The organism is Thiocapsa rosea, from assembly GCF_003634315.1.
GTDB lineage: Bacteria > Pseudomonadota > Gammaproteobacteria > Chromatiales > Chromatiaceae > Thiocapsa > Thiocapsa rosea.
On sequence record NZ_RBXL01000001.1, the window covers coordinates 4,402,885 to 4,415,030 of the forward strand.

Annotated in this window: 10 protein-coding genes; 3 read left to right on the forward strand and 7 right to left on the reverse strand. The window is 65.7% G+C overall.

Translation table 11 applies throughout. The features are described from left to right. Positions 1-220 precede the first annotated feature (220 nt). From BDD21_RS19640 to BDD21_RS19650, 3 genes are all read left to right on the forward strand, one after another. Positions 221-505: a hypothetical protein gene (locus BDD21_RS19640; RefSeq protein ID WP_120798601.1), complete on the forward strand. Its 285-nt coding sequence runs from the start codon at positions 221-223 to the stop codon at positions 503-505. A gap of 300 nt (positions 506-805) precedes the next feature. Continuing rightward, entirely contained in the window at positions 806-1,201 is a 396-nt protein-coding gene (locus BDD21_RS19645; RefSeq protein WP_120798602.1) for a Rieske (2Fe-2S) protein, read from the forward strand. Positions 1,202-1,851: 650 nt separating this feature from the next. Continuing rightward, entirely contained in the window at positions 1,852-2,133 is a 282-nt protein-coding gene (locus BDD21_RS19650; protein ID WP_120798603.1) for a hypothetical protein, read from the forward strand. Here the strand turns inward: BDD21_RS19650 and BDD21_RS19655 are convergent. The 7 genes from BDD21_RS19655 to BDD21_RS19680 form a co-directional block, all read right to left on the reverse strand. Then, the gene (locus tag BDD21_RS19655; RefSeq protein WP_120798604.1) at positions 2,094-4,559 is read right to left on the reverse strand and encodes a heavy metal translocating P-type ATPase; all 2,466 of its coding nucleotides are present in this window, start codon (positions 4,557-4,559) and stop codon (positions 2,094-2,096) included. The two genes, BDD21_RS19650 and BDD21_RS19655, sit on opposite strands and share 40 nt — an antisense overlap. After that, positions 4,556-4,855, reverse strand: a complete 300-nt coding sequence (locus BDD21_RS19660; RefSeq protein WP_211335104.1) for a hypothetical protein — start codon at positions 4,853-4,855, stop codon at positions 4,556-4,558. Before BDD21_RS19660 ends, BDD21_RS19655 begins: the two co-directional genes overlap by 4 nt. Positions 4,856-5,158: 303 nt before the next feature. Next, the gene (locus BDD21_RS19665; protein ID WP_120798605.1) at positions 5,159-7,048 is read right to left on the reverse strand and encodes an LTA synthase family protein; all 1,890 of its coding nucleotides are present in this window, start codon (positions 7,046-7,048) and stop codon (positions 5,159-5,161) included. Positions 7,049-7,834: 786 nt separating this feature from the next. Further along, positions 7,835-8,395, reverse strand: coding sequence for a DUF2934 domain-containing protein (locus BDD21_RS19670; RefSeq protein ID WP_120798606.1), 561 nt, complete (start codon positions 8,393-8,395; stop codon positions 7,835-7,837). Positions 8,396-8,576: 181 nt separating this feature from the next. Further along, entirely contained in the window at positions 8,577-11,099 is a 2,523-nt protein-coding gene (locus BDD21_RS19675; RefSeq protein ID WP_170164828.1) for an FtsX-like permease family protein, read from the reverse strand. Further along, positions 11,096-11,830, reverse strand: coding sequence for an ABC transporter ATP-binding protein (locus BDD21_RS27985; protein ID WP_170164829.1), 735 nt, complete (start codon positions 11,828-11,830; stop codon positions 11,096-11,098). The genes BDD21_RS19675 and BDD21_RS27985 overlap by 4 nt, the downstream gene beginning before the upstream one ends. After that, positions 11,827-12,078 (reverse strand): hypothetical protein, encoded by a 252-nt coding sequence (locus BDD21_RS19680; RefSeq protein WP_120798608.1) that lies wholly within the window; start codon positions 12,076-12,078, stop codon positions 11,827-11,829. Before BDD21_RS19680 ends, BDD21_RS27985 begins: the two co-directional genes overlap by 4 nt. Between the last annotated feature and the right edge of the window lie 68 nt (positions 12,079-12,146).

Genomic DNA, 12,146 nt, shown 5'->3' on the forward strand with positions numbered 1-12,146 from the left:
GTCGCCCGAGAACGGTTTCTCGGTGCCCGAATGAACGCTGACGGCGTTCGGGCGGCAGTTGTTGACCGGATTGACGGGGATTGCGACGCAAGCCCGCCCCGACGGCGCGCGTCGATGATCTCGATCGCGATGGTCTCGGCCAAGATTAACACGTCGGCCCTGGGCGCTTGTGCCGAGGTCTTCGCCTGAGCGGCTCGGGCATGCGCGGCGCGAGAGCATCATGAAACCGAACACCCGAACCGCCATGCAACAGCTCATCGGCCAGGTGCGCGCCGCGATCCCGTTCGACGCGGCGCAGACCCGGGTCTGCAGCGGCGACTGCTCCGGCTGCTCGCAGAAGCTGTTGGACTATCTGGAGGGGGAGCTGGCGGCATGGGAGCAGCGGCTGGCCGAAGGAGACCGTCCGAGCCTTGCAGACCTGTCGCGTCTGGCCAAGACCGCTCGCAAGATCCATCGTGTGTTGGTGCGAAACGGCGTCCTCTCCGAGGAGGCCGGTCCGACGTAACAGGCATCGTCACCCGCCGTGGCTTACCTTGGGTCTGTCGTTGTCGCGAATGCGACACGTCGCCGTCGCAACGGGCATTTTCTCCGGTAAGCCTTTGAAAGTAAGGCCGGGTTTGTTGGCCCGTCGATTGCTTTCGACAGCCGAAGTACAGCAGCAGCGCGGATCGATGCCATGGCACCAACCCACACCCCGAAAGCGAGAGTGCAGACAGAAGCAGCCCCTGCCTCGCGCGCATCAAGGGCGGATGTCATTGACAGCGCCTTGGCCGCCCATCCGAATGCGACCCCGGGTTCCTGACCGGTGAGCACGACACCAACCGAGCGCGCTTCGGCGTTCGAGAAACGCAAGCTGCTGGTCTGTGCAAGCGCCGATTTGACGGATCGTCAGCATCGCATCATCCCCGTGTTGTTCAAGCACGAGCCGCAGAGCGCCATCGTGCTGCGACATGGGGGCCAGGTCTACGCCTACTTGAATCAGTGCGTGCACATGGTGCGGCGTCTGGACTGCATCCACGACGCGGTCTTCGATGCAGAGCACGAGCACCTGCGCTGCTCCATGCACGGCATCGTCTACGATCCGGTCACGGGTGAATCCTTGAGTGTGTTGTGCGCCGGCGAGCGACTCGAGGCGTTGCGGTCCATGGAAGTCGATGGTCAGATCTACCTTGTCGACAAACGCGTGACGGGCCTGACCTGAGCCCGCCGAGTATCGATCTCGCCGGCTCCTGCCTGCGCCGGGCAGACCACCGGCCACCTGAGACGATGCCGAACCGCTGCCGCTGGAGAGCGCGCTCCTTCATCCCAAGCGGTGCTGTGCGGGGCCATCGGTGGAAGGTCCGGCAGCGGGGCAGGGGAGCTGTCTCACACCGTGCGCCGATTCGGGTCTGGCGAAACTTCGTCCAGGGATTCCGGGAGCAGGATATGTCACTCGTAGACATGGGTTTCAGCTGTCCACGCGCCTGCGTACCCCGGCCGGCGAGGCACGAGTGTCGTTGCGACCGCAACGCGTCCGTAGCAGTCGCTTCGGGCGAGGCGCCGAGCGGCCGATCTTGGCCGTGATTTGTCACCGGTACGGCAGACTCGCCTTTCCGCTGACCGCGTCGAACAGTCGCTCGGCTTAACTTGAAGTGTGACGGCTTGTGGCCGAATCGGTCTCGGAGGAGGACCGAGAGGCGTTTCAGGAGTCGCCGCCTCGGTTCTCGGTCTCGGGCTTGCGATCTCTCAACGCATCCGACAGGCATTGTGGACCTATAATGCGCCCCCGCAATGCTCGGACAGCCCGCGTGAAGCGCCCCAGGGGCCGTTCAACCGCGGGATCCAGGCGAAAACAGGACAGAGAGATCCATCATGCCGATTCCAACCCAACAGACCATCGACGAGGCATTCGCCGCACTCCTCTACGATCGTGACGAGCGCAAGGCGCCGGATGCGCACCGCAGCAGTAAGTTCCGCGTGGGCTGGGCTGCGGCGCTGGAGGGCAAGGTCTACGAGCCGGAGAAGCTCGAACGTCTCACCTGGCTGAACCTCGGCTATCGTCTGAGCCAACGCTTCGGCGCGCTGACGCCTGAGCAGATCGACGTCGTGTACGACTACTTGGCGGCAAGCTGGCGGGAGCCCTGCGCCGCTTGACCGAACCGCCGCAGCCGTAGACTGTTGGTGACGACGAAGAGGCTCGATACGCTCATGGCTGCGGCAGCGAGCATGGGGTTGAGTAGCCATCCGGTGAGCGGGAAGAAGACGCCGGCCGCGAGCGGGATGAGCGCGACGTTGTAGGCATAGGCCCAGAAGAAGTTGATGCGGATGGTGCGCAGGGTCTTGCGCGCCAGCGCGATCGAGGTGGCGGTGCCGCGCAGGTCGCCCTGCATCAGGATCACCTCGCCGGCCTCGACCGCGATATCCGTCCCGGTGCCGATGGCGATGCCGACATCCGCCTGCGCAAGGGCCGGGGCGTCGTTGATGCCGTCCCCGACGAAGGCGACGCGACGACCCTCGGCTTGCAGACGCTTGACCTCGGCGGCCTTGTCCGCCGGCAGCACCTCGGCGAGAACGCGCGTGATGCCGGCTTGGCGAGCGATTGCCTCGGCGGTCTGGCGGCCGTCACCGGTCAGCATCCCCACCTCGAGCCCGAGTACACGCAGTTGCGCGATCGCCTCTGGGCTGCCGGACTTGATGGGATCCGCCACCGCCAGAACCGCGATCAAGCGTTGATCCGCCGCGACATAGATCGGGGTTTGGCCCTCCGCGCCGAGTCGCTCGGCGACATCGCTCGCAGCATCCAAGGGTACCGCCAGGCGCTCCATCCAGCGTCGTGCGCCGACGGCGATCCGCTGCCCGTCGACCTGGCCCCCAATGCCGAACCCGGGCTCCGCTTCGATCTGCGTGGCCTCCGGGAGGACCAATCCCCGCGCCTTCGCCGCCGCGACGATCGCCGTGGCGATCGGATGCTCGCTGTGATGCTCGACGGCCGCCGTCAGGGCCAACGCGGCATCCTCGTCGATCCCGTAGGCGTGGAGTGCGACGAGCGACGGACGGCCTTCGGTCAGGGTGCCGGTCTTGTCCAGCACGAGGGTGTCGACGCGGGCCAGCGTCTCGAGCGCCGCACCGTTGCGGACCAGGATCCCCAAGGCGGCACCGCGTCCCGTGGCGACCATGATGGCTGTCGGGGTCGCGAGCCCCATGGCGCAGGGACAGGCGATCAGCAGCACGCTGACCGCGGCGACGAAGGCATAACTCAAGGCCGGTTCCGGGCCCAGCCAGAGCCAGACCGCGAAGGTCACGAGCGCGACGGCCATGACCACGGGCACGAAGACGGCCGCGATCCGGTCGGCGACACGCTGGATCGGCGGCTTGCCGGACTGCGCGTCCTCGACCAGCCGAATGATCTGCGCCAGCACCGTCTCGGCACCCACGCGGGTGGCGCGGTAGCGGAAGGATCCGGTTTGATTGAGCGTGCCGCCGATGACCTCGTCTCCCGGATCCTTGCGCACCGGCACCGGTTCGCCGCTGATCATGGATTCGTCGACCCGGCTGCCGCCCTCGGTCAGGGTGCCGTCGACCGGGATGCGCTCGCCCGGGCGCACCTGGATGACGTCGCCCGGAACGACCGCGTCGGCGGGGATCTCGGTCTCGCCGTCCGGGCCGATGATGCGGGCGGTCTTGGGCTGGAGGTTCACCAGGCGCCGGATCGCCTGCGAGGTTCGCCCCTTGGCGACCGCTTCGAGATAACGCCCGAGCAGGATCAGGGTCACGATGACCGCGGCGGCCTCGAAATAGAGATGGACCGTCCCCGCAGGAAACATCCCCGGCAGGGTCAATGCCAGCAACGAGTAGAGGTAGGCCGCGCCGCTGCCGAGCATGACCAGACTGTCCATGCCTGGGCTTAGATGCCGAAGCTCGGTAAAACCGCGTGCGAGGAAGCGCCGCCCGGACCAGAAGAGCACCGGAGTGGCCAGCACCAGCTCGAGCCAGGCCCACAGGCTCGTCGGCGCCAGCCTGTCCATGAAGGCGTGGAGCCCCGGCACGACCATTGGCCCCATGCTGATCAGCAACAACGGCAAGGTCAGGGACGCGGCGACGCGCAGATCGCGTCCGAGCCGGCGCAGCTCGTCTGCCTTGCGCATCTCGTCCGTCTCCGCCGTTTTCTCGGGCGCCGCGGGCTCGTAGCCGGCCGCACGGATCGCTTGGGCGATGCGCTCCGGACTCACCGTGGCGGGGAGATAGCTGACGGTCGCCGATTCAATTCCGAGATTGACGCTCGCCTCGATGACACCCGGCAAGGCTTGAATGGCCCGCTCCACGCGCGCCACACAGGACGCGCAGGTCATGCCGCCGACGCGCAGGGTGACCGATGCGAGCACCGGCTCGTAACCGGCGCCGCGCACCGCATCGAGCAGGGTCGGCACGCTCACCTGATCGAAGCGCACGACCGCCGTGCCGGCCGCGAGGTTTACCGTCGCCGAGTCCACCCCCGGCGCCCGGGCGATGGCGCGCTCCACGCGCGCTACGCAGGACGCGCAGCTCATGCCGCCGACACCGATGCGCACCTCCTGCGTCATGGGTCGACCCGGCTCCAGACGCCCGGCAGGGCCAGCGGGTCGTCGACAAGATCGCCCAGCGCGCCGTCGATCACGGGCGCCAAGAGCCCGTAGCCCACCCGCCAGCGGACGGTACCGACCTGCACCGACGCGGTCTTGGTGTTCAGCTTCACCACCTCTCCGAAGCGCTCCTGTCCATCGCGACCCTTGAAGGCGACCCGATCACCGACACTCAGACGATTGCGGTCGATTGCTTGGCGCTTCTGCGTGGCGATCGTCACGTCCGCGCCGTCCAGATCGATCTCGGTGTAGTTCATGTCGATATCTCAGATCTCTGCAAAGATGCCCGCCCGCCTGCTGCGGCAGGACAAGATATGGGATCGGCGCAGTCCATTCTAACGAGGATTTCACGCACGCGGGCGCAAAGGATTGCCGCGCGATCGGTCGGGTTCGAAGGCTCTGCTCGTTGTCGTTATCGGATTCCGGACGAACCGATCTTTCCTTGCATATCCGACCTTGCACATCCGATCGGCCGGAAGCAACGTCGCGAAGCGACGACCTTCGGCGTCACTGCTGGCCGATCCTCTGCGCAGTTGGGATGTTGGCTCCCGAGAATCGCCTCAGAGTCTAGGCGTCGGCTCATCCGAGGTCGATTCGAAGGCCGCGGCCCTGAATCCCGGTGTGGGCTCAAGACGGCGCAAGGCGTGTTGGGCGCCGCTGAAGATGTCGCGGCCGATGACACGGAGTGCCGCGAGCCAGGAGGTGGATTCCGCGCAGGCGGCGGGTTGCTGCGCGGGATCGCGGCAGGTGGTCACCGTGTCGCCGTCGTCGATGAAGTGTAGGCCGGGAAGTGGGCGGATCGCCGGTGCGCCGGGCTCGGGGGCGGTCAAGGCCATCATCGAGTGGCGCGTGTCGCCCAAGAGCCGAAGCAGGAGCCCCGGGAGCTGGTAGAAGGGCAGGTCGCCGGTCTCGAGGACGCCGCGGCGTCCGTCGATCAGGATCAAGGGTGTGGCGACCAGGGTGCGGAACATCGCGTCGGTGAATTCGGCGCGGCTCGAGGCCAGAAGGCCGGATTCTCTGAAACCGCCGAACTGGTTGCCGAGCGCCGGGAGATGGTCGCCGAAGAGGACGATCAGCCCGTCCGGGTCGCGTTGCCGCAGCTCGCTCAGGAAGTCCATCAGCTCGCGCGACTTGTAGTACATGGTATTGGCGTAAGCCTCGACCGTCGCGTGCCCCTCGGCGGCGCTGATGACGTTCGGGCGTTGCGCGTTGAGCGGGTAGGGGAGATGTCCGAAGTAGGTCAGGACGTAGTTGAAGACCGGCGTGGGTCCTTGCAGCTGAGGTGCGAGCCGGTCGAGGACCTGGCGATAGAGCGAGGCGTCGCTCAGGAAGGATCGATTCATGTCGTCGAGATCGAAGTCACCGTCGGACCAATAGGTGTCGAATCCAATGCGACGATAGGCATTGACACGGTTCCAAAAGGACGCCGCGTTGGGGTGCGATGCGAACGACCGGTATCCGGCGCTCGCCAAATGGCGCGGCAGACAGGGGGCTTCGTTGCGCAGTCCGCCCTCGAAAAAGACATTGTCGCGCTCGACGGGGAAACCGCAGAGGATTTCGAACTCGGTGTTGGCCGTATAGCCGCCGAAGACAGGCGCGAGGGCATGGGCGTGTCCCGAGGCAGCCCAAAGCGCGCGGAAGGCCGGATCCAGAGGATCCGCCGAGAGCTCGGACGCGGTCAGCAGCATCGGATCCCAGAAGGACTCCAGCACGATCATATGAAGATTACGGGGTGGGCCTGCCGGGCTCGCGACCTTGATCAGGTCGCTCGGGGCCGCGGCGCCGAGTCGTGCAAGCGCCGCTTCGACTTCACCGGCCGTCGGCGCGGGTTCCCGCCGGGCGCGGCTGCGTACGCTCTCCTGCAGGAGCTGCAGCGGGAGACCCCGGGACTCGAAGTTGCCTCTTTGGTTCCACACCGAGTTGCCGAACTGCTTGTCAAGCTTAAGGCTTGCCGTCTCTGGGAAGGCGACGAGCAGTGCGACGGCGAGCGTGATGACGCCGAGATTGACCCAGGACCAAGCCCGACGCCAGGCGATCGTCCACCAGAGCAGGATCGTCGGGACAGCCACCATGAGTGCAGCCCCCGCGAGCTGCCATCCATCGAGCAGCAGGAACATGTTCTTGGCGGCGACAAAGTCGTCCGGCATCAAAGGACCACCCAGCGTCGACATCTTGAGTGCATTGCCGAGGGTCAGCGCGGTAAACAGGGCCGTCGTTGCGAGTGCAAAGCGTGCGAGGCTGCTCGACATGCCGTAGAGCAGGGCGCCGATGACGAGGTGCGCGATCAGATCCGCCCGAAATGCCTCGGGTCGAGGCTTGACCTCGAACAGGAGATCCATGAGCGCCTGCGCAGCCAGATACCAGGCCGCGACGAAGAGCATCGCGCCGATCCAGCCGAGGACCCGGCGGAGCCCGCTCTGAAAGGGGGTCGAAAGACGAAGTTGGTTCATCGGTACTCGGGTCATGCCAGGATCCCTCTCCCCCGGTGGGTCGACGGAGCATCAAGGACGCAAACAAAAGCGTCACACAGTTGACATGAAAGTGTAATACATGCACTTACCCCTGACCAGATCCGGGTCTTTCTGTCTTCCTGTCTTTCCGGAGGTTTTCGGGCTTTTGGGGACTGCACGGCCAAACGTTTCGGCGTGAACCTTGTTGGACGACGCTCTTCGATCGGCCTGCCGAGCGTCTTGATCGTGTTAAACCGCGCCCGGTGCGATTTCCGTAATGTGTTGGAATGGCTTGGCTACGCCGGCTCCGGCGACTATGGGAGCTGGCGCGGTTTAAGATATTAAAAAATATATTATTTTAATCCGCGTCCCCGCTAAGGGCCGTGGATGCACCAAATGTCGAGCCCACTCGAAAGTGAGCATCTCGCTCTGGACGCGGTTTAGTGGAGTCGGAGCCGGGCTTGGGCCGCAGCGTGCTGCCGGCGTTGTTGCCGCTACGCTCGGCCGTCGTCGGGGGTGCAGACTATGCTGGGCTTACCGGATCTGGTTTTGGGGGTGGGTGCGGGAGGAGGGGTTTTGCTGCGCTTTCGGCGCTCGGGCTTGCGGCTTTCAGTGTGAGAGGATGGGTTTCGCTTTGCTCTACCCATCCTACGGTTGTTTGATTGGGGTTCCGAATGACTGAGGAACGTTTGGGCTGGCTGGTTTGGCTTCTGGGCGAGGTGACTGGTATCGAACGGTGTTCCATGAACAGGCGGGGCCGGCTCCGTTTCGGCGCGTCGTTCGGGGTCAGCGTCCGGAGATCCGCTTGGCATTGGCGAGTAGCTCGTCGATCTCGCGTTCCGCCTCGGCCCAGTCCTCGACCTCGTGTCCGGGCGCGAAGCGGCGCTTCTCGGCACGGTAATAGGCCGCCTCGTGGATCATATGCAGTCGCTCCTCGTCCGAGACATTGGCGAGCGATTTGAGACTGATCGATTTGCCTTCGAGTGCATTCAGGGGTGTGCTCGTCGCCGTGGCACCGGGCTTCGCGGGTGCCTTTTTGGCCGATGTCTTCTTCGCGCCTGAGCTGGCCGCGGACGTCTTGGCCGGTGCGGGCGGGATCTTCTTCGCCGAGGAGGGTTTCGCCGGAGCTGGTTTTTCCGGGCTTGGTTTCGTCGCGATCGCGGTCGGCTTGACGGGGGGCTTCTCGGGAGCTGCCTTGATCGGTGCAGCCTTGAGCCCGGCGCTCGGGGCTGCGGTCGATGTCGTGACAGGCTTCTTCGCCGCAGTCTTCTTGATGGCAGTGTTCTTGTTGTCGGCCGCCGCTTTGGGCGCCGTCTTCTTCGTTACGATCGTTTTGTCGTCGGCCATGTCGCTCGCTCGCCTCTTGGATTCCGGTGTGGTCTCTTCGGGGTTTTTACTGAGACCCCGTCGGTCATTCGACCTCTTGACTCAAAAACGGCGGTCATCGTCATCACTCTCGTCATCGCCGATAAGGATACACGGGATTCTCGTTCCCGTGGCAGGAACGGACGCATGGATTTCAAGCATCTTATTCCGATCTCAACGCCTGTGCCGGATCCGTGTCGGCACAACGATAAGCCGGGTAGAGGCCCGCCAGCAAGGCAGCGCTCCAAGCGAGCATCACACCCTGGATCAGGGTCAGCGGCGGGATGCGCATCTCCATGGTCCAGCCGAAGGATCGCAGATTGACGACTCCGATGAGCAGGTCTGCCATGACGAGTCCGAGCGGGATCGCCAACAGGCCGGCCGAGAGGCCGAGGATCGAGGTTTGCGTCAAGATCAACAGGGTCAGCTCGCGTCGGGTCATGCCGGTCGCACGCATCACGGCGTAGTCGCGACGCCGCTCCAGCTCGAGTGCCATCAAGGCGCTGAGCACGCCGATGAAGGCCACACCGATCGCCAGCAGACGCAGGACGTGAGTGATGGCGAAGGTGCGGTCGAAGATCTCGAGTGATTGCTCGCGGATCTGGTCGTTCAGGCTGACGAGGACGGGGGTATCGAGTGTCTCGGTCAGGTCGCGTACCCGCTCGAAGACCTCGGTGCGATCGGCGTTGTCGCGCACCATGATGCCGATCGAGGAGACGGCAGGGTCGTTCCAGAGCGCGGCGTAACGGGCACCCGACAGGACCAGCATCCCTGCATCGGAGCCATAGTCGCGAAAGACGCCGCCGATCTCGAAGGACTGCCCGCCCCGTTCGGTGAAAAGGGCAACCCGATCGCCGACCCCGACGTCGTGGTGATAGGCGTAGGGCTCCGAGGCGAGGATCAGCTCGCCGGCCTCGAAACGCGTCCAAAGATCCGCGGTTTCTGCGCCGTCGAAGCTGAAACCGCTCGGGCTGACCGAGGAGGAGGTCAGCCCGAGCAGGAGCACCGAGCCGGTGTCTGCCTCGACACGCACGCTGCGCCCCATGCTGATCTCGGCGATGCCCGCAAGGCCGGCCAGCCGCTCCGCCAGCCCGGACGGCAGGGCGCCATCCGCGCGATTCCCCGTCTCCGAGGGCGCAGAGACATAGATGTCGCTTTGCAGCGTCGTGTCGAGCCAGACGATCAGGCTGCTGCGAAAGCTGTCGATCATGACGCCGACCCCGAGGGTCGAGGAGATTGCAACGGTCAGGGCCGCAGCGGCGATGCCGGTGCGGGTGATGGATGCCGCCACCCCGCGCGACGCGAGCACAGCCGGGAGTCCGCCGATCGGTCCGACGACACGCGCCAAACCGAGCGCGATCGCGCGCAGCAGGGCGGGGACACAGAGGCTGAAGCCGAGAATCAGGATCAGGATGGCCAGGAACCCGAGACCGAGCGAGCGACTCGGGAGCTGGGCCGCACCCCATCCGACAACCATCAGGGTTAGACCGAACGCGCCCAGCCAGAGCACCCAGCGCTGTCCGCGACGCTCCAGGCTGTTGGCACGCAGCACGTCGCGCGGTTGAGACCGCGCGGCCTCGATCGCCGGGCCGAGTGCGGCGACCAAGGTGATGAGAAGCCCGGCGGCGAGGCCCTTCACGACCGAGAGGGGCGTGACGAAGAGCTCGCGCACGGTCAGCGTGAAATAGATGTCGTTAATGGTGCGCGTGACCAGTTGCACCAAGCCCCAGCCGGTCAGGATGCCCAGACCCAGTCCGAGCAGTGCACCGGCCAGCGCGAAGACCAGGGCCTCGGACAAGACCAACGCAAAGAGCTGGGCTCGTGTGCAGCCGAGTGTGCGCAGCGAGCCGAGCAGGCTGCGTCGCTGCAGCACGGCGAAGGTCATGGTGTTGTAGATGATGAATCCGCCGACCAGCATGGCGAGCAGACTCATGGCGGTCAGGTTGGTATGGAAGGCCCGTGTCATCTGACGCATGGTCTCGCTGCGTTGCTCGGACGCGACCAGTCGCAGACCGGGCGGGAGCCCTCCGGCCAGGACAGACGCGTCCTCGGGCGTGAGGACCAGATCGATGCGATCGATCGTGCCGATGCGCTCGGTGATCTCTTGTGCGGTTGCGATGTCCGCGATCGCCAGACCCTCGAAACCGCTCGACTGATCCGAGGCGAGGATGCCGACCAGCTCGGCGGAGAGTTCGCGGGTCCCGATCCGCAGCGGCAAGGGCTCGCCCGGAACGACGCCGAGACGCCGTGCGTCGCCTGCGCCCAGCAGCAGGGTATCGGGCCGTGTCAGCATGCGGATCAGCGACGTGCCTTCGACCGAGAGGCCGGTACCCCGGAGTGAGGAGAAGGCCAAAAGATCGAGTCCGATCAGGGTGAAGGTCGCCTCGCCGATCCGAATCGGGGCCTCGATGACCGGCGAGGCATCGGCGGCTGCGAGCCCGCCGCGGCGACGCAGATCGGCATAGATCGCATCGGGGATGCCGCCGGAGGCGGATTCGATCCTGTGGGTTGCGCGACCGGCGACCCGCTCGATCGAAAGGTCGAAGGCGCGCCGCGCGCTCTCGTTGGCGATGTCCACGGCGATGACGACCGCCACGCCGAGCGCGATGCCCAGAATCGAAAGACCGGACTGCCAGCGGTGGCGGGCCAGATAGCGCAGGCTGGCGCGGACGAGGACCGGAATCACCAGGCGAGATCCCGGGCAGAGTCGACGAGCTGGCCTTTGTCGAGCGTGAGCACCCGATCGGCGATGCGCGAGACCGCCAGACTGTGCGTCACCAGGATCAGCGTCCGACGCCGATCCGCGAACAGCTCGGCCAGCAGCGCGAGGATCTGCTCGCCGGTTTCGACGTCCAGGTTGCCGGTCGGCTCGTCGGCCAGGACCAATGCAGGGGAGTGGATGAGCGCGCGGCCGATGGCGACGCGCTGTTGTTCGCCGCCCGACAGCTGATCCGGGAAGGCTCGGGCGCGACCAGCGAGTCCGAGGCGCTCCAACATCTCCGTGATCCGCGGCATGCCGCGGGCGAGCGAGGTGCCGTTCAGCTCGAGCGGCAAGGCGAGATTCTCGGCGACCGTGAGGGTCGGGATCAGATTGAAGAACTGATAGATGAACCCGACTTGGCGCCGTCGCAGGAGGGTCAGACCGGGCTCGCCGAGCGTCGACAGGGTATGCCCCATGACATCGACGCGCCCTTGATCGGGCCGATCGATCCCTGCAAGCAGGTTGAGCAGGGTCGACTTGCCGGAGCCGCTTCGCCCGAGAAGGGCGACGCACTCGCCGCGACCGACATCGAAGTTGATCCCGTCCAGGACGCGGTGCTCGGTCGCCCCCTCGCCTTCGCGGTAGAATTTTTGCAGGTCGCGGATGCGCAGCACCGGCTGGTCGGCAGACGGCGAATCGAACGCAGGCGCCTTCATGCGAGCCAACGCACCAGATAATAGAGCCGCTGGCCCTCCGATGAACTCGACGGCCCGTAGACCATCGCCGGATGGAGCCCGCGCTCCGCATCCGCGCCCGCCCCAGCCCCCGCAAGCGCCGCCGCCTCATCCTCGACGACCGTCACGCACCCCTCGGGATAACGAGCACGGTCGGTGCGTTTTGTCTTGATGATCGCGAATCGGTGATCCAGCGACCTCGACTCAGGGTCGATGAGTATCTTGGGCATGCGATATCCGGCCTCGAAGGCTTGGCTCGGCGGTGCGTGCGGCGCACTCGCCCGGCGGACGAAACGTC

Coding starts and splice junctions, on each gene's coding strand:
- BDD21_RS19680 (WP_120798608.1), bottom strand. CDS start 12,078: ATGCCCAAGATACTCATCGACCCTGAGTCGAGGTCGCTGGATCACCGA.
- BDD21_RS19660 (WP_211335104.1), bottom strand. CDS start 4,855: ATGAACTACACCGAGATCGATCTGGACGGCGCGGACGTGACGATCGCC.
- BDD21_RS19655 (WP_120798604.1), bottom strand. CDS start 4,559: ATGACGCAGGAGGTGCGCATCGGTGTCGGCGGCATGAGCTGCGCGTCC.
- BDD21_RS27985 (WP_170164829.1), bottom strand. CDS start 11,830: ATGAAGGCGCCTGCGTTCGATTCGCCGTCTGCCGACCAGCCGGTGCTG.
- BDD21_RS19640 (WP_120798601.1), top strand. CDS start 221: ATGAAACCGAACACCCGAACCGCCATGCAACAGCTCATCGGCCAGGTG.
- BDD21_RS19650 (WP_120798603.1), top strand. CDS start 1,852: ATGCCGATTCCAACCCAACAGACCATCGACGAGGCATTCGCCGCACTC.
- BDD21_RS19670 (WP_120798606.1), bottom strand. CDS start 8,395: ATGGCCGACGACAAAACGATCGTAACGAAGAAGACGGCGCCCAAAGCG.
- BDD21_RS19665 (WP_120798605.1), bottom strand. CDS start 7,048: ATGAACCAACTTCGTCTTTCGACCCCCTTTCAGAGCGGGCTCCGCCGG.